17 protein-coding genes, 3 rRNA genes and 1 riboswitch are annotated in these 21,245 nt (G+C 43.9%); of the genes, 15 read left to right on the forward strand and 5 right to left on the reverse strand.

The features are described from left to right. Positions 1-75: 75 nt before the first annotated feature. On the forward strand, positions 76-1,146 hold the full coding sequence (locus BSG1_RS00360) for an undecaprenyldiphospho-muramoylpentapeptide beta-N-acetylglucosaminyltransferase (RefSeq protein ID WP_006834765.1): 1,071 nt from the start codon (positions 76-78) through the stop codon (positions 1,144-1,146). Between the two features lie 827 nt (positions 1,147-1,973). On the opposite strand, the gene BSG1_RS00365 is transcribed toward BSG1_RS00360, so the two are convergent. From BSG1_RS00365 to BSG1_RS00380, 4 genes are all read right to left on the reverse strand, one after another. Further along, a complete protein-coding gene (locus BSG1_RS00365) occupies positions 1,974-2,525 on the reverse strand; it encodes a GNAT family N-acetyltransferase (RefSeq protein ID WP_006834767.1) in 552 nt (183 codons plus the stop codon). 281 nt (positions 2,526-2,806) lie between these two features. Next, entirely contained in the window at positions 2,807-3,940 is a 1,134-nt protein-coding gene (locus tag BSG1_RS00370) for an amidohydrolase (RefSeq protein ID WP_044022144.1), read from the reverse strand. 87 nt (positions 3,941-4,027) lie between these two features. After that, complete coding sequence (locus BSG1_RS00375; RefSeq protein WP_006834769.1) at positions 4,028-4,630, reverse strand: DedA family protein; 603 nt, start codon at positions 4,628-4,630, stop codon at positions 4,028-4,030. Between the two features lie 12 nt (positions 4,631-4,642). Further along, positions 4,643-5,422: an undecaprenyl-diphosphate phosphatase gene (locus tag BSG1_RS00380; protein ID WP_044022291.1), complete on the reverse strand. Its 780-nt coding sequence runs from the start codon at positions 5,420-5,422 to the stop codon at positions 4,643-4,645. 213 nt (positions 5,423-5,635) lie between these two features. Between BSG1_RS00380 and BSG1_RS00385 the strand changes: the two genes are divergently transcribed. From BSG1_RS00385 to BSG1_RS00425, 9 genes are all read left to right on the forward strand, one after another. Next, positions 5,636-5,962: a DUF4870 domain-containing protein gene (locus BSG1_RS00385; RefSeq protein ID WP_442852147.1), complete on the forward strand. Its 327-nt coding sequence runs from the start codon at positions 5,636-5,638 to the stop codon at positions 5,960-5,962. 163 nt (positions 5,963-6,125) lie between these two features. Beyond that, on the forward strand, positions 6,126-7,115 hold the full coding sequence (locus BSG1_RS00390; protein WP_232214160.1) for a helix-turn-helix transcriptional regulator: 990 nt from the start codon (positions 6,126-6,128) through the stop codon (positions 7,113-7,115). Between the two features lie 60 nt (positions 7,116-7,175). Next, positions 7,176-7,442, forward strand: a complete 267-nt coding sequence (locus BSG1_RS00395) for a hypothetical protein (protein WP_044022145.1) — start codon at positions 7,176-7,178, stop codon at positions 7,440-7,442. 178 nt (positions 7,443-7,620) lie between these two features. Then, on the forward strand, positions 7,621-8,463 hold the full coding sequence (locus BSG1_RS00400; protein ID WP_006834775.1) for a GNAT family N-acetyltransferase: 843 nt from the start codon (positions 7,621-7,623) through the stop codon (positions 8,461-8,463). 94 nt (positions 8,464-8,557) lie between these two features. Continuing rightward, positions 8,558-9,436, forward strand: a complete 879-nt coding sequence (locus tag BSG1_RS00405) for a patatin-like phospholipase family protein (RefSeq protein WP_006834776.1) — start codon at positions 8,558-8,560, stop codon at positions 9,434-9,436. Positions 9,437-9,864: 428 nt separating this feature from the next. Then, a 16S ribosomal RNA gene (locus BSG1_RS00410) occupies positions 9,865-11,465 on the forward strand. Between the two features lie 262 nt (positions 11,466-11,727). Then, positions 11,728-14,663 (forward strand): 23S ribosomal RNA (locus BSG1_RS00415). Between the two features lie 85 nt (positions 14,664-14,748). Further along, positions 14,749-14,865, forward strand: a 5S ribosomal RNA gene (gene rrf / locus BSG1_RS00420). The 16S, 23S and 5S rRNA genes sit together here, the layout of an rRNA operon. Positions 14,866-15,803: 938 nt before the next feature. Next, on the forward strand, positions 15,804-16,208 hold the full coding sequence (locus BSG1_RS00425) for an NUDIX hydrolase (RefSeq protein ID WP_006834777.1): 405 nt from the start codon (positions 15,804-15,806) through the stop codon (positions 16,206-16,208). Positions 16,209-16,264: 56 nt separating this feature from the next. Here the strand turns inward: BSG1_RS00425 and BSG1_RS00430 are convergent, their stop codons facing one another. Further along, positions 16,265-16,597 (reverse strand): NIPSNAP family protein, encoded by a 333-nt coding sequence (locus tag BSG1_RS00430; RefSeq protein ID WP_156791369.1) that lies wholly within the window; start codon positions 16,595-16,597, stop codon positions 16,265-16,267. A gap of 125 nt (positions 16,598-16,722) precedes the next feature. Here BSG1_RS00430 and BSG1_RS00435 point away from each other — a divergent pair, with 125 nt between their 5' ends. The 5 genes from BSG1_RS00435 (at position 16,723) to BSG1_RS00455 (ending at position 21,245) form a co-directional block, all read left to right on the forward strand. Beyond that, positions 16,723-17,373 (forward strand): hypothetical protein, encoded by a 651-nt coding sequence (locus tag BSG1_RS00435; protein ID WP_006834779.1) that lies wholly within the window; start codon positions 16,723-16,725, stop codon positions 17,371-17,373. A gap of 58 nt (positions 17,374-17,431) precedes the next feature. After that, positions 17,432-17,752, forward strand: coding sequence for a four-helix bundle copper-binding protein (locus BSG1_RS00440; protein WP_006834780.1), 321 nt, complete (start codon positions 17,432-17,434; stop codon positions 17,750-17,752). A gap of 238 nt (positions 17,753-17,990) precedes the next feature. Continuing rightward, a riboswitch (FMN riboswitch) is annotated at positions 17,991-18,136 on the forward strand. A gap of 133 nt (positions 18,137-18,269) precedes the next feature. After that, positions 18,270-19,361 carry a bifunctional diaminohydroxyphosphoribosylaminopyrimidine deaminase/5-amino-6-(5-phosphoribosylamino)uracil reductase RibD gene (gene ribD / locus BSG1_RS00445; protein WP_006834781.1) on the forward strand — a complete coding sequence of 364 codons (1,092 nt, stop codon included), beginning with the start codon at positions 18,270-18,272 and terminating at the stop codon, positions 19,359-19,361. Positions 19,362-19,365: 4 nt separating this feature from the next. Further along, positions 19,366-20,022: a riboflavin synthase gene (gene ribE / locus BSG1_RS00450; protein WP_006834782.1), complete on the forward strand. Its 657-nt coding sequence runs from the start codon at positions 19,366-19,368 to the stop codon at positions 20,020-20,022. A gap of 29 nt (positions 20,023-20,051) precedes the next feature. Next, on the forward strand, positions 20,052-21,245 hold the full coding sequence (locus BSG1_RS00455; RefSeq protein WP_006834783.1) for a bifunctional 3,4-dihydroxy-2-butanone-4-phosphate synthase/GTP cyclohydrolase II: 1,194 nt from the start codon (positions 20,052-20,054) through the stop codon (positions 21,243-21,245).

A 21,245-nucleotide genomic window follows, 5' to 3' on the forward strand; every position in this document is an offset into this window, starting at 1 on the left:
AGATATATTTTTGATAATGTTTAGGAAATTACCGTGTATAATGGTAAAGGATACTTAATGGATAGGAGCTTATATATGAGCAAACATATACTTTTCACCGGCGGCGGATCTGCCGGGCATGTCACCGTAAACGCGGCCCTTATCCCTTTTTTCAAAAAGCAGGGCTGGAAGGTATCATACATAGGATCGAAAGATGGAATTGAAAATGAAATCATAACCGAGCAATTCCCCGACATTCCTTATCATGGAATTTCAAGCGGAAAACTGCGCAGGTATTTCTCATGGGAAAATTTTTCCGATCCATTCAGAGTAATGAAAGGCCTCATGGAAGCCTTGACAATCATAAGGAAAACAAAGCCGGATGTCATCTTTTCCAAAGGGGGATTCGTCTCTGTGCCGGTTGTCATGGCCGCAAAGATTACCGGAATTCCAACAGCCATTCATGAATCTGATTTTACACCAGGATTGGCCAATAAACTCGCGGTACCGTTCGCGACCCAAATCTTCACGACGTTTCCTGAAACACTGAACAGTATGCCTGCTGATAAAGCGATTTGTGCAGGAGCCATTATTCGGGAAGAGCTGTTTACCGGAGATAAGGCAGAAGGAAAGAGGCTGACAGGATTTTACGAAGACAAACCTGTACTATTGATCATGGGAGGCAGTCTCGGTTCTCGTAAAATCAATGAGTCGGTGCGGAAGAATTTGGTACTGCTGCTAGAGAAATATCAAATCATCCACCTATGTGGAAAAGGGAACTTAGAGCCCTCTTTGGAGCAAAAAGGGTATCGACAGTATGAATATGTCTCGACTGAACTGCCTCATTTCCTCGCAATGACAGACTATGTCATTTCACGTGCAGGCTCAAACTCGATATTTGAATTCTTAGCTTTGAAAATCCCAATGCTTCTTATTCCGCTTTCCCGGGAAGCAAGCAGGGGAGACCAAATCATCAATGCCGACTCTTTTGTCAAACAAGGAATTGCATTGAAACTGGAAGAAGAAGAACTGAATCCTGAAACATTTAAACAAAAGCTTACTGAACTTGAGCAAACCAGCGATGAAATGATTACAGCAATGGAAAAAAATAAATCGTCATACACCATCGAAGATATGTACAATGAGCTTTCACGTTTGTCAAAGTAAAAAAATGAAGTGCCTGCTGCATAATTGATGTGGCGGGCATTTTTTTAGGTGCTGATTCATACATGAAATTCAGGACTGCCAAGCGGTTCGTGTAAAAAAAGAGCCCCGATTCATACACCATTTTTCAAATCCTTTGTCGATGATGTATGAAAAGAAACATAATTCATACATCAAATCCGTGTGCTGGTCAGATGATGTATAAAAAGAGCCTCGATTCCCACATCATTATTCAATGCCTTTGTAGATGATGTAGTAAAAGAGCCATAATTCATACATCAAACCCGTGTGCCTGATCAGATGATGTATAAAAAGAGCCTCGATTCCCACATCATTATTCAAATCCTTTGTCGATGATGTTGGAAAAGAAACATAATTCATACATCAAACGCGTGTGCCTGATCAGATGATGTATAAAGAGAGCCTCGATTCCCACATCATTATTCAATGCCTTTGTAGATGATGTAGTAAAAGAGCCATAATTCATACATCAAACCCGTGTGCTGGTCAGATGATGTATAAAAAGAGCCTCGATTCCCACATCATTATTCAAATCTTTTGTCGATGATGTATGAAAAGAAACATAATTCATACATCAAATCCGTGTGCCTGATCAGATGATGTATAAAAAGAGCCTCGATTCCCACATCATTATTCAATGCCTTTGTAGATGATGTAGTAAAGGCACTTACAGATAAGGTCTAATGAAGGAATACATAAGCGGCAGCATTGAGTAGACAACATTAAATATAACAACAAATTGCGGGAGGCAGCGGATATTATATTTAAACAAAAAAGCTCTGATTCCATTTGGGAATCCAGAGCTTTTTTCATGCCTCCATTGCTTGCTCTTCTTCTTGAGAAGTGCTGTAAAGATGCATGGTATATAGATCTTTCGGAATTTCATAAAGGTCGTAAATATCTCCATGTGCATTCAACTGCTCGTAAATGGATGGTCTTAGTTCATTTGCCTTGATTACATAAGGAAGCTTTTCTGCTGCTTTTTGTGAACGGATGTTGACTTTTCTGATTCTCATAAACACTGTTTCCATGCCCAGTTCATAAAAAAGCTCATGGAAAAAAGCATCCTTGGCAGGCTTGTTATAGCCTTTGCCATGATAAGGTTTGCCGATCCAGGTTCCAAGGAATCCTGAACCGTTTTCAATGTCGAACAGGTTGATTGTTCCAATCGGATTGCCCCATTCATCGACGATTGTACGTGAAATTAATTCTCCGCACTCTTCGGCTTCAATAGTGCTTTTTGTCAAAAACAAGAACTCCTCATAGGAATGAGCTTTATGACGCACAAAAGGGAAGACTTCTGGATGCACCATCAAATCGAACAGAACATGACAGTCCTGAAATTCGCGTTTCTTGATCATTGATATCCCTCCATGAGGGCAGTCTTTATGCGTCAAGACTCCACCCTCGAAATTTTTCATAAGAACATAAAAAATTTCGGGGTGGGAATCGAACCCACTAAGACCAGTCAAGAAACTGGTGGCGCACCATTTGCCTTCCCTCCATTACATAAGCCATATATCCAATTGCCCGGCTAGTGAACAATATAATGGAATATATCATCTTTTCGTATCATACTAGAAAAAATCATAAAATGAAATAGGTTTTTCGTTTATTTTTTATGAAAAAATTCACCAATTTTCTACATGTTTTTGAAAGCGATTTCGCCGTTCACCAATGTCAGCATTGGTTTAGCCATAAAGTGAAATGGATGGTCGCTCCAAAGGACAAGATCGGCATCTTTTCCCTTCTCGATGCTGCCAAGACGATGATCCACCCCTAAGTTTCTAGCGGGATTAATTGTGATGCCTTCCAGAGCTTTTTCGGGATCCCATCCTTCTCTCACAGCTATGGCTGCGCACATATTCAAGTATTGTACAGGTGTATACGGGTGGTCAGTCGTGATCGACACTTCAACGCCATTATTCGACAGTTCCTGATAGGTCAGCCAGCTCTTATTCTTTAATTCAACTTTAGAGCGGCGGGTAAAAGTAGGGCCCACACAGACTTTCAAGGATAAGTCACGCAGTTCATTGGCAATTAGATGTCCCTCGGTACAGTGTTCGATCCTCAAGTCCAAATCAAACTCTCGTGCAAAACGGACCGCAGTTAAAATGTCATCCGCGCGATGGGCATGGATCCTAACAGGGATTTCTTTTTTCAGTGCCATAACGATCGGAGCAACCCGCAGATCTTCAGGCTGATCGCAATACTTGGCATTGAAAAAAGCTTCCCTGAGCATTCCCATGATTCCCATCCGGGTGATGGAGTCATTATTGCCGTTACTGTGTATTCTTTTTGGATTCTCACCTAGGGCCAGCTTCAGGCCTGACGTTTCACGGACGAGCATGGAACTGATATTCTTTCCGAATGTCTTGATGACCGCTGTCGTTCCTCCAATGACATTGGCGCTTCCAGGCATGACGTTCACGGTTGTGACACCATATTTTAGTGCGTCTTGAAATCCTGGATCAAGGGGGTATACGCCGTCAAATGCGCGAATATGAGGGGTCATCGGTTCGATTGTTTCGTTGGCGTCATTTCCTGCCCAGCCTGTTCCTTCATCATAGAGTCCAAGGTGTGTATGGACATCAATAAATCCTGGCAGAAGCGGCTTGCCCTTACAATCGATAACATGTGCACCAGGAAGCAGTTCCTCTTCCCAAGTGGAAGAAACCTTTTTAATTTTTCCCCCTTCAATCCATACATTTCCGTATGGAATGATTCCCGAGGTTATTGTATTTACAAAAGCATTTTTAAGAATAAGTTTCTGCATGACTTCATTTCCTTTATTAAATTTGGCAAAGTCACCAATAGATAATATTTTATACAAAAAGCCACGTAAGTTGAAGCCAATAAAAGGTTATTTTTTATTTTGATTTGCTCTCCATAATTGGACGGCGAAATAAAGAGCTATTCCCGAACAGGCGAAAAAAGCAACTGGTTTTATATATTGGCTGCCTATGACTTCAATTTGTTCCCAATGATCTCCAAGTTCCATGCCGATCAGAAGAAACAGGACTGTCCAAGGAATCATGGCAGCAAAGGTATAAAGGAAGAATAAAGAAAACTTCATTTTGCCTATACCGGCAGGAATCGAAATCGCATGACGGACGACAGGGATGAAACGGGCAGAGAAGATGACAAAAGAACCATATCGGCTGAACCAGTCCTCTGAAGCTTGAAGGTGTTTTTCGCTGATCAGAAGAAATTTGCCCCATCGCTCAAAAAAGGGTCTGCCGCCATACAAACCGAGCCAATATAGGAATAACTGTGCCACTGTACCGCCGATGACACCTGCAAGAAGGGCTCCGAGGAATGTCAATTTGTTTTCAGAGACAAGGAATCCTCCGTAACTTAAAACAAGCTCGCTTGGAATCACTTCAATCATCAGCCCGAAAGCAATGCCAAAGTATCCCCATTCAGAAAGGATCTGAAGTAAACCAAGTATCCACTCTTTCCCCATACCGATCCCTCCTTAAAATATTCCTGCCCATTGAAGGATTAATATGAGGGTGCCCAGTCCCCAAACATAATAGGAAAAGATTTTTAATGAGCGGTTCTTCAAAAAGTTAATCATAGCAACAATGGCAATGTAGCCAAAAACAGCAGACGCGGCTGTCCCCACCATCAAGGCGGTCAGGGATACAACTTCTACAGTGCCTGTGAACAGATCTTTTCCTTTCATAATCAAACCGCCAAGAATGGCTGGTGTAGATAAAAGGAATGAAAAGTAAGCAGCTGTCTGGCGGTCTAGTTTTCTGAAAAGGCCTGCTGCAATGGTCAGTCCTGATCTGGACAGAGCAGGAAAGATGGCCGCAGCTTGAAAGCTGCCAATGACAAAGGCATCTGTATATGTGAGGTCTTCGAGCTTTTTATACCCGTCTTTAACTCCGTCTGCAATATACATGATGAGACCGGTAATGAGGAATTCCCATCCGATCGTGCTGCCTGTGGTGGAGATTTTGTCAAAATAATCTTCAAATGTAAAACCGATGATTACAGCAGGGATTGTACCGATTACCAGAATGAAGCTAAGCTTGCTGAAGGGATGCCTGACCATATGTAGTAATTCTTTCTGATAGACGACCAGAACGGCAAGCAGTGTACCCAAATGGAGCATCGTATCAAGAAAAAGTCCCGCTTCCTCAAGGCCGAAAGCTTTGCGCCCGATATAAAGGTGGCCTGTACTGGAAATAGGTAAAAATTCAGTCAGCCCTTGAATCATCCCTAAAATGAGGGCCTCTAATTTAGACATCATATTCGTTCATCCTTCCTGGACAAGGGTTCTATTTAACATATATTCAAAAATGCCGGAAGAAGACCTAAACTTTCCCCCTTTAAAGCACTAAGAGGGACAGTCCCCCTTAGTGCTTTAAAGGGGGAAAGAGTAACTTCTTATAAATAACCTGAAACTTTTCGGTGAAACCTTCGTATAGTAAAGTAGTAACGATTGATTGGGGGAATTATTGTGGAATCTACAAGAGATGAAAGATTACTAGCCGCATTTATTTACATTATCAGCTTTTTTACTGCCTTTATCGGTCCTTTGGTGATCTGGCTTATCAAAAAAGATGAGTCGGATTACATCGACCACCACGGAAAGGAATATATGAACTTTCTCATATCCTATTTCGTCTACGGGCTTGTCAGCTCATTACTGATGTTTGTCCTCATAGGATTTATATTGGCACCGATTGTCGGTGTGCTGGCCTTGATATTTACCATTCTTGGGGCCATCAAGGCTTATGAAGGAGATTACTATCGTATACCTACTGTTTTTCGTATCATCAAGTAACAATACGCTTTAATGTATTAACGCTTCACCTTGCTAAAAGGGACTGTCCCTTTTAATGGTTTAAAGCGATAAAGGATCCGGCTGTATATCATACGCAGCCGGTTTTTCTATTTTTTAGGGGATTTATTCCATTGTTTGCTAGAATAAAAGAGAGGTGAATGATGTGGAACGTGTGAATAATAAGGAACGATTGTTGAAGTTAATGAAGATATTAAGAGAGCAGACGGATGAAGAAAATGAACTGACTTTCGAAGAATTGATGTATCACTTTAAGCTTGCTTATGGTGCGGATATTAAGGTGAACAAAAATTCACTTAAGGATGATATTGACCATCTCATCCAGTCAGGGTTTGATGTCACGATAAATCAGGAGAAAGAGGGCCTGCCTAAATATTATAGCCACCAGTACCGCCTTTTTGAGCTCTATGAATTGAGGATACTCATCGATGCCGTTGTTTCTGCCCGGTTTATCAGTGTCCATGAAACTAAGAGCTTAATCCGCAAAATAAAGAAGTTAACCAGTATTCATCAGGCGAAACTTCTCCAAAACGAAATTTTGATTGACTCCTCAGTGAAAAGTGAGAGCCCAATGGTCAGGCTTGCGATTCACTCGATTCATCAGGCTATTTCAGAAAAGAAAGTGATCACGTTTCAATATGGAAGATATAATGTAGACAAACAGTTCACGCTTAGCCGAAATGGTGGAAAATACTATGTGAAACCTTTGGCCCTGACATGGACAAATGATTTTTACTATCTCATCGCCTTTTTCATGGAAGCTGAAGAAATCCGTCACTATCGGATCGACCGGTTGCGCAATGTAGAAGTGACAGAGGGAACCTTCAGTTATGCACCTTTTGATGTAAGTAAGTATGTTCAATCCACTTTTCATATGTTTGCCGGGTCCGAAGAATGGATTAAAATTCGTTTTAAAAATGAATTAATCAACGTCATGCTTGATAATTTCGGTAAGGAAGTTGATATCAAAAAAGAAGACGATGACCATTTTCTTCTTACAACAAAAGCAAGAGACAGTGAAGGACTTGCAAGCTGGATATTGAACTGGGGAAGCCAGGCTAAAGTAATCTCTCCTCCTTCACTTGTTGAAAAAATCAAAAATGAAATTGCAAGGATGCAGGAAGTTTATAAATAAAAGCAGTTTTGGAAAGTGTAGTGGCTGTCAGCCCTAATCCTTGTATGGGTTTCATACGCATTGGGCATGCTTTCAAGCTGGTATTATATCACTTTATTATTTGAAAACATTCCTTCAGAATATTTCCTTCAGGCCCTGGTGGCATATGGATTCTGGCTCGCATTTATTGTGACGTTGACGATTTTTTTCAGCAGCCTTCTCAGCTATTGCTCTATCGATTTTTCTTTCGTTTCTGTCGACCGTATTTTCAAACCAGCTGGCGTGGTCTCCTTCCCGGCTATCAACTTATACATCAGAAGTCCTGATGGAAGGCAATTGGTCCTTTGATTTGTCGATGGCGCTGATAACTACGGTTCTGGTCATTATCCTTTTGATGGAAGGTTCTTCAAGAATTTTTAAAAATAAAGAGTTATCATAGGAAAAATAAAAGATATGTAGAATATAGAAGTAATCTGGGCCGGTTCTATTCAAGAATCGGCCTTTTGGCTATAGGGAGGAATGATGGGTGAAAACGTATTATCTAACAGATAAAGTGAAAGAATTGATAAAAAATGCTGAGGAGATCAGTGAAGGGCCAGTCGAACCACTCGACCTTTTTATTGGGGCTGCACTAGTGAAGAAGGGGACATTGCTGGAAATGTACCTGCTGGTCGAAGATATAGTTCATGATCTTCTTGTTTTAAACAGACCCACTGAGAAGGTCAGCGTCCAACATGAGGATTTTTCTACACCGGTTACGAAAAGGGTGGACAGCTTGTGGAAAAGGGCATTGGAGATCATGAGAAATTATAATCAGATTTACTTGAATGAAGGACACGTAATTAAAGCGTTTTATCAATCATGGACGGCAGAAGAGCAAGGATTCCTCGCCGGACTTCCGCATGAAAAAATAAAAGCATCCGTTACCACAGCCCGTGACCTGATTGTGCCTATGAATACTTATATTGAAAAAGAATTCAAAAACATTGAAGCAAGAATCGAAAGAGCACAAGAAATAGATGAAGAAGCGGTCTTGCAATTTGCTGCTGAAAACTTTGGAGAAGCATGGACAGAAACACTGAGGAACGGTTTCCGAAAGGATGAAATCCCCATATTTTTAGCGTGGATGGGAGGAAAACTCATTGGCTTTTCTTCTTATGATGTTTACCGGAATCAAAAAGGGATCTATGGTCCGATGGGAATAGCAAAATCTGAACGGAAGAACAAGGTGGGGAGAGCCCTTCTTCATGAAGCACTGGCAGACATGAAACGAAAAGGCTACGCATATACCGTTTTAGGAGAAGCGGGACCGATCGAATACTATGAAAAAGAATGCGGTGCAATGCTTATCCCATTGGATTTTAGGTAAGCTGATAAATACACTCCTTTCCTATTTTGTGAGACAATTATATGAGTGAGATACATTATATAATGAAGAAATAAATATACAGAGGTGAACTATATTGCTTTTTGAACGAACCGGACTAGTATTGGAAGGCGGGGGAATGAGAGGAGTATACACTGCCGGCGTCCTGGAATTCTTTCTGGAAAAAGAGATTGAATTTCCCTATGTAATTGGTGTGTCGGCAGGAGCGTGTATCGCTGCCTCATATTTGTCAAAACAAAAAGGGCGAAACAAAAAAGTGAATATCGGATTTGCGGGAAACCCTAAATACCTTTCCTGGAGAAATTATATTAGAAATCGTGAACTGTTCGGCATGGATTTTGTGTTTGATGAAATACCCAATAAGATAGTTCCCTATGATTATGAGGCCTTTCACAACAATCAATCAGAATTTGTAATCGGTACAACTGACTGCCATACCGGTGAACCGGTTTATCATTATAAAAAAGATTATGGTAAAGATGTGTTGACACCGATTCGTGCATCGAGCTCCCTGCCTTTTGTGGCGCCCATTGTAGAATTCCAATCCCGCCATTTGCTTGACGGGGGCATCAGCAGCCCGATTCCGGTAAAAAAAGCTGAACTGGACGGGTTCAAACAAAATGTCGTCATTCTAACCAGAAATAAGGGGTATAAAAAAAGCCCATCAAGGTTTCAATACCTCATTAAGCGTAAATACCCTCAATATCCTGGATTGAGAAAAGCCATGATAAATCGTTATAACGTATATAATGAAACGATTGATTACCTTGAAAGGGAAGAGGAGAAAGGGAACGTCTTTATTATCCGTCCTCAACAGCCGCTAAAAGTAGGCAGAATGGAACGCAGCCCTAAAAGACTTGAAGAATTATATCACCAAGGATATAACGATGCCCAATCAATCCATGAAGATCTCCTTGCCTGGAGAGGTGTCCGCTCTCAATTTATAACGGTGTAATCGAAATAGATCCTCAAGATTAGAAATGGTCTTGAGGATTCACTTACAGGAAGAAAATACCTGTTGAAACTATTATATTAAAAATGCTATATTAGTAATCTTCCTCAAAACAATGAGGGAGGACAGATCAAAAGCGAAGTCAAAAAGGTTTTTGAAAGAAGTTGACTTCTACGAAACAATGAGGTATAGTAATAAATGTCGCTGAAACAGCAAAGCGATGAAGTGAGAAAAAATACTTTTTCGCAGAAGTTGACTAAGACGATGTATCGTGTTATGATAGTCTTCTGAACGATTGAACCTTGAAAACTGAACAAAACAAGACAAAACGTCAACGTTAATTCTAGTGAGAACCTAGTTCTTACTAAGTTGCTAACACTTTAATTAGCAGGCTGAAACATAGTTTCAGCATCAACGAGCAAGTCAAACTTCTTTCGGAGAGTTTGATCCTGGCTCAGGACGAACGCTGGCGGCGTGCCTAATACATGCAAGTCGAGCGGACTGATGGGAGCTTGCTCCCTGATGTCAGCGGCGGACGGGTGAGTAACACGTGGGTAACCTGCCTGTAAGACTGGGATAACTCCGGGAAACCGGGGCTAATACCGGATAGTTCTTTTCCTCGCATGAGGAAGAGTGGAAAGGTGGCTTTTAGCTACCACTTACAGATGGACCCGCGGCGCATTAGCTAGTTGGTGAGGTAACGGCTCACCAAGGCAACGATGCGTAGCCGACCTGAGAGGGTGATCGGCCACACTGGGACTGAGACACGGCCCAGACTCCTACGGGAGGCAGCAGTAGGGAATCTTCCGCAATGGACGAAAGTCTGACGGAGCAACGCCGCGTGAGTGATGAAGGTTTTCGGATCGTAAAGCTCTGTTGTTAGGGAAGAACAAGTGCCGTTCAAATAGGGCGGCACCTTGACGGTACCTAACCAGAAAGCCACGGCTAACTACGTGCCAGCAGCCGCGGTAATACGTAGGTGGCAAGCGTTGTCCGGAATTATTGGGCGTAAAGCGCGCGCAGGCGGTCTCTTAAGTCTGATGTGAAAGCCCACGGCTCAACCGTGGAGGGTCATTGGAAACTGGGGGACTTGAGTACAGAAGAGGAAAGTGGAATTCCACGTGTAGCGGTGAAATGCGTAGATATGTGGAGGAACACCAGTGGCGAAGGCGACTTTCTGGTCTGTAACTGACGCTGAGGCGCGAAAGCGTGGGGAGCAAACAGGATTAGATACCCTGGTAGTCCACGCCGTAAACGATGAGTGCTAAGTGTTAGAGGGTTTCCGCCCTTTAGTGCTGCAGCTAACGCATTAAGCACTCCGCCTGGGGAGTACGGTCGCAAGACTGAAACTCAAAGGAATTGACGGGGGCCCGCACAAGCGGTGGAGCATGTGGTTTAATTCGAAGCAACGCGAAGAACCTTACCAGGTCTTGACATCCTCTGACAACCCTAGAGATAGGGCTTTCCCCTTCGGGGGACAGAGTGACAGGTGGTGCATGGTTGTCGTCAGCTCGTGTCGTGAGATGTTGGGTTAAGTCCCGCAACGAGCGCAACCCTTGATCTTAGTTGCCAGCATTAGGTTGGGCACTCTAAGATGACTGCCGGTGACAAACCGGAGGAAGGTGGGGATGACGTCAAATCATCATGCCCCTTATGACCTGGGCTACACACGTGCTACAATGGACGGTACAAAGGGCAGCAAGACCGCGAGGTTTAGCAAATCCCATAAAACCGTTCTCAGTTCGGATTGCAGGCTGCAACTCGCCTGCATGAAGCTGGAATCGCTAGTAATCGCGGATCAGCATGCCGCGGTGAATACGTTCCCGGGCCTTGTACACACCGCCCGTCACACCACGAGAGTTTGTAACACCCGAAGTCGGTGAGGTAACCTGGGGCAAAACTTAACCTCTTATAGTATCTATAGGAAGTTAAGTTTTGCCCTAGGAGCCAGCCGCCTAAGGTGGGACAGATGATTGGGGTGAAGTCGTAACAAGGTAGCCGTATCGGAAGGTGCGGCTGGATCACCTCCTTTCTAAGGATATATGAGACGTGACGTATTGATTTTGTTTTGTTCAGTTTTGATGGTTTAATTAGGTTTTTTCGCGATAGCGAAAAGAACCCTCATTAACATCGCGCAGCGTAGCGAAGCTTTAAAAGCTCGTGAGGCGCGGGATGACCATCAAAACATTGTTCTTTGAAAACTAGATAAAGATATATGAAGAAAGTCAAGAAAGAACCGAGAATTCGCCATTTTAGGATATCTCTTATGAGATATTTTGTATGATTAACCTATTGGTTAAGTTAGAAAGGGCGCACGGTGGATGCCTTGGCACTAGGAGCCGATGAAGGACGGGACTAACACCGATATGCTTCGGGGAGCTGTAAGTAAGCTTTGATCCGGAGATTTCCGAATGGGGGAACCCGCTGCACGTAATGGTGCAGTATCCATATTTGAATACATAGAGTATGGAAGGCAGACCCGGGGAACTGAAACATCTAAGTACCCGGAGGAAGAGAAAGCAAACGCGATTCCCTGAGTAGCGGCGAGCGAAACGGGATTAGCCCAAACCAAGAGGCTTGCCTCTTGGGGTTGTAGGACACTCTATACGGAGTTACAAAGGAACGAAGTAGACGAAGAAGTCTGGAAAGGCTCGTCACAGAAGGTAATAACCCTGTAGTCGAAACTTCGTTCCCTCTTGAGTGGATCCTGAGTACGGCGGGACACGAGAAATCCCGTCGGAAGCTGGGAGGACCATCTCCCAAGGCTAAATACTCCCTAGTGACCGATAGTGAACCAGTACCGTGAGGGAAAGGTGAAAAGCACCCCGGAAGGGGAGTGAAATAGAACCTGAAACCGTGTGCCTACAAGTAGTCAGAGCCCGTTAACGGGTGATGGCGTGCCTTTTGTAGAATGAACCGGCGAGTTACGATCCCATGCAAGGTTAAGTCGGAAAGACGGAGCCGCAGCGAAAGCGAGTCTGAATAGGGCGAATGAGTATGTGGTCGTAGACCCGAAACCAGGTGATCTACCCATGTCCAGGGTGAAGTTCAGGTAACACTGAATGGAGGCCCGAACCCACGCACGTTGAAAAGTGCGGGGATGAGGTGTGGGTAGCGGAGAAATTCCAATCGAACTTGGAGATAGCTGGTTCTCTCCGAAATAGCTTTAGGGCTAGCCTCATGTAGTAAGAGTCTTGGAGGTAGAGCACTGTTTGGACTAGGGGCCCTCATCGGGTTACCGAATTCAGACAAACTCCGAATGCCAAAGACTTATCCATGGGAGTCAGACTGCGAGTGATAAGATCCGTAGTCGAAAGGGAAACAGCCCAGACCACCAGCTAAGGTCCCAAAGTATACGTTAAGTGGAAAAGGATGTGGAGTTGCTTAGACAACCAGGATGTTGGCTTAGAAGCAGCCACCATTTAAAGAGTGCGTAATAGCTCACTGGTCGAGTGACTCTGCGCCGAAAATGTACCGGGGCTAAACGTATCACCGAAGCTGTGGATTGACACCGTTTGGTGTCAGTGGTAGGAGAGCGTTCTAAGGGCTGTGAAGCTGGACCGTAAGGACTGGTGGAGCGCTTAGAAGTGAGAATGCCGGTATGAGTAGCGAAAGACAGGTGAGAATCCTGTCCACCGAATGCCTAAGGTTTCCTGAGGAAGGCTCGTCCGCTCAGGGTTAGTCGGGACCTAAGCCGAGGCCGAAAGGCGTAGGCGATGGATAACAGGTTGATATTCCTGTACCACCTCTTTTCCGTTTGAGTGATGGGGGGACGCAGGAGGATAGGGTAAGCGCGCTGTTGGATATGCGCGTCTAAGCAGTTAGGCTGGTGATGAGGCAAATCCCGTCACCGTGAAGGCTGAGCTGTGATAGCGAGGGAAATATAGTACCGAAGTTCCTGATTCCACACTGCCAAGAAAAGCCTCTAGCGAGGAAAAAGGTGCCCGTACCGCAAACCGACACAGGTAGGCGAGGAGAGAATCCTAAGGTGAGCGAGAGAACTCTCGTTAAGGAACTCGGCAAAATGACCCCGTAACTTCGGGAGAAGGGGTGCTCTGGTAGGGTGCAAGCCCGAGAGAGCCGCAGTGAATAGGCCCAGGCGACTGTTTAGCAAAAACACAGGTCTCTGCGAAGCCGTAAGGCGAAGTATAGGGGCTGACGCCTGCCCGGTGCTGGAAGGTTAAGGGGAGTGCTTAGCGCAAGCGAAGGTGCGAACCGAAGCCCCAGTAAACGGCGGCCGTAACTATAACGGTCCTAAGGTAGCGAAATTCCTTGTCGGGTAAGTTCCGACCCGCACGAAAGGCGCAACGATCTGGGCACTGTCTCAACGAGAGACTCGGTGAAATTATAGTACCTGTGAAGATGCAGGTTACCCGCGACAGGACGGAAAGACCCCGTGGAGCTTTACTGTAGCCTGATATTGAATTTTGGCACAGCTTGTACAGGATAGGTAGGAGCCTAAGAAACCGGAGCGCCAGCTTCGGTGGAGGCGTCGGTGGGATACTACCCTGGCTGTGTTGAACTTCTAACCCGCGCCCCTTATCGGGGTGGGAGACAGTGTCAGGTGGGCAGTTTGACTGGGGCGGTCGCCTCCTAAAGAGTAACGGAGGCGCCCAAAGGTTCCCTCAGAATGGTTGGAAATCATTCGCAGAGTGTAAAGGCACAAGGGAGCTTGACTGCGAGACCTACAAGTCGAGCAGGGACGAAAGTCGGGCTTAGTGATCCGGTGGTTCCGCATGGAAGGGCCATCGCTCAACGGATAAAAGCTACCCCGGGGATAACAGGCTTATCTCCCCCAAGAGTCCACATCGACGGGGAGGTTTGGCACCTCGATGTCGGCTCATCGCATCCTGGGGCTGTAGTCGGTCCCAAGGGTTGGGCTGTTCGCCCATTAAAGCGGTACGCGAGCTGGGTTCAGAACGTCGTGAGACAGTTCGGTCCCTATCCGTCGTGGGCGCAGGAAATTTGAGAGGAGCTGTCCTTAGTACGAGAGGACCGGGATGGACGCACCGCTGGTGTACCAGTTGTCTTGCCAAAGGCATCGCTGGGTAGCTATGTGCGGAAGGGATAAGTGCTGAAAGCATCTAAGCATGAAGCCCCCCTCGAGATGAGATTTCCCATCACTTTATGTGAGTAAGATCCCTGAAAGATGATCAGGTAGATAGGTCTGAGGTGGAAGCGTGGCGACACGTGCAGCTGACAGATACTAATCGATCGAGGACTTAACCACAATTTATTAGCGAAACTCGGAATACTTTCTTTTCTTCATAACTTTATCTAGTTTTGAGAGAACAATGTTCTTTCAACATAATATGTCTGGTGATTAAGGCGAAGAGGTCACACCCGTTCCCATGCCGAACACGGAAGTTAAGCTCTTCAGCGCCGATGGTAGTTGGGGGATCTCCCCCTGTGAGAGTAGGACGTCGCCAGGCAGACCAAAGAGTACCCGAAGTGGTGCTCTTTTTTAATATCAAAAAGAGAGAAAATGAGGTTGTTTAGTTCTGGAATTCCATCAGTAGCAGGAGCGAGGATGGGGAGGAGCAAGAAGGTCGAGGACGAGAGGGAGCGAACACCGGAGTGGGCTCTGCCCATGAGGATGTGAGCGAGCGAAGCGGACGAAGAGATTCGCCGCTCATCGCCGGCCGAGCCTTTAGCGCCGATGGTAGTTGGGACTCCCCCTGGGCCAGGCAGAAAAAAGAGTACCTTGATGAGGTGCTCTTTTTTGTGTTCAGAAAATACAGAGACTATTAGTAACTTCATTAAGTGCAGGAGCGAGGGTGGGGACTCAAGAGAGATTTGGTATTGGACGCAAAAAATATAAGACGCAATTACTCAAAATTAGAAGCAATAAACTGCTAATGGACGCAAATACTCATCGAGTAGACATAAAAGGATGATTTTATATGGTTAAACCCTCAAACTAATTAGATCTTCTTTCATACATTTTCCTGGAGAGGAGGTGCGAATAAGTAGTAATTGTACACCAGTAATGTCAGTTCGGTGCATAACTTTCATTTTAGATGCATAAGTCCCTGGATTCGACGCATAACTTTCATTTCAGACGCAAAACTACCGCAATTTGATGCAAAATTCAAAGAAGAAGCATGATATTATTCGTTAAGCCAAAAACTTTCGACAGAATTAAGGTAGTATAGACGCAAAAACTCGGTAAGCTGTAATTTTTGCCCTCTCTTTTTGATCTGTTTTTGACTATAATCGCGAAATGACTCACATCTGAGCTTAGATCCGCTTGATATATATATTCAGCAAGCTATAATCAACTTCTTGTTAAACTAAAGTTAGTCCAGTTGAGAATTTCCGCCAATTATAGGAAAATAGGATGAATTACATAAGAAAGTGGTGAAAATAGATGGAAGCTGTTAACAAGACGGTCGTCGCGGTGAAGGGCCTGGTCATTAATAATGGAAAAATCTTAATCGTCCAGCGCGCGATGGATGATGAAGTGGGCGGGGGTACCTGGGAGTTTCCGGGTGGTAAGATTGATTTTGGTGAAGAATTGGAAGTTGCTTTAGTGAGGGGAGTAAAAGAGGAAACGTGTTTGAGAGTTTCAGTTGAAAAGCTTTTGTATGCTACTAGTTTCAAAACAGATCCGAGACGTCAGGTTGTCCTTTTAACCTATCTTTGCAAATGTGATTCCTGCAAGGTTATTCTGTCCGAAGAGCATAGTGCTTATAAGTGGGTAACGGAAGAACAAATGAGAGTATTTCTTTCACCGGAGATCCTATCAGACCTCGAAAGAAGTGGCATAAAGTGAAAAGAGACCCTTTCATAACAGGGTCCTTCAGGTGCAATTGTTATATTTTTACCTCATTATTGTTTTCTCCTTAGCAACCGTCTCTTCTGGAAAGTCCTCTGCAATTTTATAAAATACCCCTTTTTAGATTTTTTTCCACCCATTTTCTTGTACCAGTTTTGAACACGCTTCACATGTTCTTCATCATTAATAACCTTCTTATCAATCTTTTCATATTTTTCATATGAGTCATATTCCCAGATTGCAAAAACCTCATATACAGCCGTGGTTTCCTTGACCATCCATCTCTCAACTAAACTTGGTCCACACCCTAAATGGACAGGATGCAGATTTGGGCTAAAGTACCCGTTAAATTCTTCCGTGATAGAAGGGGAAACTTGATATCCTATCCTTCAATAGATAAATCTCTCCTGCCACTTCCAGATATATAGTAAGACCCCTTATCCAAGCAGTTCTATTTTCTCTACTAGTATCATACTATGGAAAGAACTCTATTAAGGAGTGACTACTCTCTATGAATATTGCCCTTTTTTATCATAAAATGAGCCGATATTATTTTAAGAAAGCATTGGCTTCTTTGCTGCTGGGTGTGTTGTTAAGCCTGTTGATTCCAGGCCTGCACATTCTTTTTTATTTGATGTTGATTATCCTTGGTATGACATTCGTAATGATGTATGTGATATATAACTTAGAAATACACCGCTCACGAGAAGCCTTAAAAGTGGCCACAAATAATAGCAACCACAATTTTGTGATTAATAAAGAGAAAGCCTCCTATTGCTTTTTCAGTTTGGATGGAAGGATGAAATCACGTGTTAATTTTAAGGGGAAATCCTTAGTCCTTGAGAATGGTGATAAAGAACTAATTTTAAGTGTGGAGAGAAAATTATTAGAGATGTCTGTGCAAGGAAATAGCAGCAAAGTTTTTAATGGCAGAAATGCATCGGCGCAAAAGGTTTTTTTTATGAGGAGAGGGGAGGGGTGGGACCTCTACATTGATGGAGAAAAAGTTAGCTCCTTAACCCGTGGAAGGTTACCGCTGCAAACACAACAATTATTTGATCCTTCAAGCATCGTCGTCCTATTTGAAGAGAGTGAAAACGTCCTGAAACAGTGGGCTTTCCTTTATATCGTGTTATTGTTGGAAGATTATTATGTAATTTAACCGAAAGTTTTTCCTTTATTTTGGGAAACTAAGAGAGACCTGGAATGGAGGGAAACGAATGGATGCCAGTTATAAAAGTTGTATTAAAGCTTGTCATGAGTGCATGGAGGCCTGTAATGTATGTTACCATGCTTGTTTGAAAGAAGATGAAAAAATGGCCAAATGCATTGAACTGGTCAGGGAGTGCGCGGAAATCTGTTCATATGCCACAGCAGTCATGCAGCGCAGCAGTAAGTTTGCCAAACAGGTCTGTGCTTTGTGTGCAGATATTTGTGAAGCATGCGGAACCGAGTGTAAATCGTTTGATTACAGGCATTGCCAAACATGCGCAGAGATCTGTTTTGACTGTGCAGAGGAATGCAGGAAAATGGCAGGCTGAGGGTTGAAGGAACTCACGCATACTATGTGTGGGTTCTTTTTCATATTCTATTTCTTCGCTATCATAATGGGCTGCTCATTGTCGTGGTCGCCTATGCTTCGATTTAACTCGTATCCATAAAAGGCTGCTGCAATTGAAGACTTGGCAGAACACATCACTTACTATCAATGTTAGAACTTTCAGGTTTTCTATAATGCAACTCTATTATTATTATGGTATAGTAAAGGCAATCGAATATGAATTCCTTCGGGGCAGGGTGAAATTCCCTACCGGCGGTGATGAACCAGATGGTTCTTAGTCCGTGACCCGTCATTTTAATTAATGACGGTGGATTTGGTGAAATTCCAAAGCCGACAGTGAAAGTCTGGATGGGAGAAGGAAGAGGCGTGTGAAAAAATAACTTTTATACGCTTATTTAATTATGAATCAATCTCCCTGAGTGCTCCAACCACTCAGGTTTTTTATTTCCCTTCAATATATTTGGGGATATATTGTCCAAGGATGGAGGATGTAATTTTTGCAGGAACAAGAATATATGAAATTAGCTCTGTCTCTCGCAAAAGCAGGAAAGGGGCAGACTGCTCCCAATCCGGCCGTCGGTGCCGTTGTCGTGAAAGACGGTGAAATTGTCGGAATGGGTGCCCATTTGAAAGCGGGAGACCCCCATGCAGAGGTCCATGCCATTCGCCAGGCGGGATCTAAGGCGGAAGGGGCAGACATCTATGTTACTTTGGAGCCATGTGCACATACAGGAAAAACGCCGCCTTGTGCAAATCTTATAGTTGAAAATAAACTTAAGCGAGTTTTTATTGCCAGCGTGGACCCCAATCCATTAGTCGCTGGTAAAGGCATTGATATACTGGAAAGAGCAGGAATAGAAGTAGTGACGGGTATTTGTGAAAAAGAGGCATTGGAACTAAATGCACATTTTTTTCACTTCATACAGACGAAAACTCCTTATGTGACCTTGAAATCGGCTGTCACCCTTGACGGGAAAACAGCGGCATATACAGGAGACAGCAAGTGGATCACTTCAGAAGAATCCAGGCTGGATGTTCATAAATACCGCCATCACCACGATGCCATTTTAGTTGGAGTAAATACCGTCATTAACGACAACCCTCTTCTAACCACCCGTTTGCCCCGAGGTGGAAAAAATCCCATTCGAGTTGTATTGGATAGTCATTTAAGGATTCCGCTGGAAAGCGACATCCTAAATATTGAACATGCTAAAACTATTATTTTTTGTGGAAGTGAAGCTTCTGAAGAAAAGAAAGGTATGCTTCTGAATAAAGGAGTAAGAGTCGAACAGCTGGAATCTCCCAAGCTGCCGGTCAAAATGGTTTTACAAAGGCTTGGTGAACTGAATGTCACTTCCCTGTTTGTGGAAGGTGGTTCGGCTATACATTTTTCTTTTTTAAAAGAAAAAGCCTATCAAGAGGTAGTCATCTATATGGCCCCTAAATTGGTTGGAGGGTCGGAAGCCTTTACCAGCTTTGGAGGGCATGGATTTCCTTCTATAGCTGAAGGTGATGAACTGGAATTCTCCTCAATAGAAAAAATCGGAAAAGACATCAAAATCGTTGCAAAGCCAATAAGAAAGGAGTGACAGGGTGTTTACTGGAATTATTGAAGAAATCGGTACGATTGAAAATCTGAAAAAATCTTCTGCTTCCATGGTGCTCTCCATATTAGCAAAAAAGGTACTGGAAGATGTGAAGCTTGGGGACAGCATCTCTGTCAACGGTACATGCCTGACGGTGACGTCATTCAGCGGGCGTTCCTTCACAGTGGATGTCATGCCAGAAACCTTTGAAAATACGTCCTTAAAGCTTCTTGGAGCTGGAACGAAGGTGAATCTTGAAAGGGCCATGGCTGCAAACGGACGTTTTGGCGGGCACTTTGTCACGGGACACGTTGATGGAACAGGAACGATTGTTTCAACCCAATTTGTTGAAAATGCCCTCTACATCACTATTGAAATTCCTGGAGAGTTATCGCGTTATTTTATCAACAGGGGCTCTGTATGCTTGGATGGTACTTCTTTGACAGTGTTTGAGATCGGAAATAATACAATTACGGTTTCACTGATTCCCCAGACAAGACATGATACGATTCTAGGCAGTAAAAAAGTCGGGGATATTGTAAACCTGGAATGCGATATGATGGCCAAGTATATATACCAATTCATGAATGGCGGCCGCACAGAACATCAGGAAAAACGGGATCTCGGTAAAGATTTTCTCACTCAGCATGGATTTATGAGCTAACGATTCTGTTCAAGATGGAGGTACACATAATGTTCAATAAGATTGAAGAAGCATTGGAAGATTTAAAAGCAGGAAAAGTAATCATTGTCATCGATGATGAAGATCGGGAAAACGAAGGGGACTTCGTAGCCCTGGCAGATAAAGCGACCCCTGAAGTCATCAACTTCATGGCAACAGAGGGAAGAGGGTTAATTTGTACGCCGATTACCTTGGAAAAAGCATCGCAGCTTCAGCTGAACCCGATGACTGACCAAAATACAGATCCATATGGTACTGCCTTTACGATTAGTGTGGACCATGTGAATACGACAACAGGTATTAGTGCATTTGAACGTTCAACAACCATTTTGGAAATGATTAAAGAAGATGCAAAGCCAAGTGACCTAAAACGTCCCGGACATGTATTCCCGCTGATTGCGAAAAACGGCGGCGTATTGAAACGGGCAGGACATACAGAAGCGGCTGTCGACCTTGCAGCGTTATCAGGCTCCACTCAGGCTGGGGTCATCTGTGAAATCATGAACCCTGATGGCACTATGGCAAGAGTACCACAGCTGAAGGAAATCGCGGAAAAGTTCAACATGAAAATGATCACAATCCAGGACTTGATCGCTTATAGAAGAAAAGAAGAAAAGCTGGTTGAAAAGGAAGTGGAAATAGAGCTTCCGACAGAATTCGGCCATTTTAAAGCGGTAGCCTATACAGAAAAATTGACGGGTCAGGAACATGTCGCCCTTGTTAAAGGAGAGATTTCCCCTGGTGAACCTGTCCTTGTGAGGGTACATTCGGAATGTCTTACCGGGGATGTCTTTGGTTCAAACCGATGTGACTGCGGGCCGCAGCTGCATGCCGCCCTTTCTCAGATTGAAAAAGAAGGCAAAGGAATCCTGCTCTATATGAGACAGGAAGGACGCGGAATTGGTCTTGTCAACAAGATGAAAGCCTATAAACTTCAAGAAGAAGGACTGGATACAGTCGAGGCCAATCATAAACTTGGCTTTGCTGACGACTTGCGTGATTACGGGATTGGGGCACAAATCCTCAAGGATCTTGGAGTTTCCAAAATGAGGCTTCTGACAAACAACCCTCGTAAAATTACGGGTGTGAAGGGATACGGCCTTGAAGTTGAAGAGAGAGTCGCCATCCAAATGCCATCCAAGGAAGAAAATGAAAAATACTTAAAAACCAAACACAGTAAGTTAGGACACTTACTTCAATTCTAA

The organism is Bacillus sp. SG-1 (assembly GCF_000181495.1).
Classification (GTDB): Bacteria; Bacillota; Bacilli; order Bacillales; family Bacillaceae_B; genus Rossellomorea.

What these genes read in the sequence shown, in the direction of transcription:
- BSG1_RS00360 (WP_006834765.1), top strand. Translation starts at nt 76, where the DNA reads ATGAGCAAACATATACTTTTCACCGGCGGCGGATCTGCCGGGCATGTC.
- BSG1_RS00365 (WP_006834767.1), bottom strand. Translation starts at nt 2,525, where the DNA reads ATGATCAAGAAACGCGAATTTCAGGACTGTCATGTTCTGTTCGATTTG.
- BSG1_RS00370 (WP_044022144.1), bottom strand. Translation starts at nt 3,940, where the DNA reads ATGCAGAAACTTATTCTTAAAAATGCTTTTGTAAATACAATAACCTCG.
- BSG1_RS00375 (WP_006834769.1), bottom strand. Translation starts at nt 4,630, where the DNA reads ATGGGGAAAGAGTGGATACTTGGTTTACTTCAGATCCTTTCTGAATGG.
- BSG1_RS00380 (WP_044022291.1), bottom strand. Translation starts at nt 5,422, where the DNA reads ATGTCTAAATTAGAGGCCCTCATTTTAGGGATGATTCAAGGGCTGACT.
- BSG1_RS00425 (WP_006834777.1), top strand. Translation starts at nt 15,804, where the DNA reads ATGGAAGCTGTTAACAAGACGGTCGTCGCGGTGAAGGGCCTGGTCATT.
- BSG1_RS00435 (WP_006834779.1), top strand. Translation starts at nt 16,723, where the DNA reads ATGAATATTGCCCTTTTTTATCATAAAATGAGCCGATATTATTTTAAG.
- BSG1_RS00440 (WP_006834780.1), top strand. Translation starts at nt 17,432, where the DNA reads ATGGATGCCAGTTATAAAAGTTGTATTAAAGCTTGTCATGAGTGCATG.
- BSG1_RS00455 (WP_006834783.1), top strand. Translation starts at nt 20,052, where the DNA reads ATGTTCAATAAGATTGAAGAAGCATTGGAAGATTTAAAAGCAGGAAAA.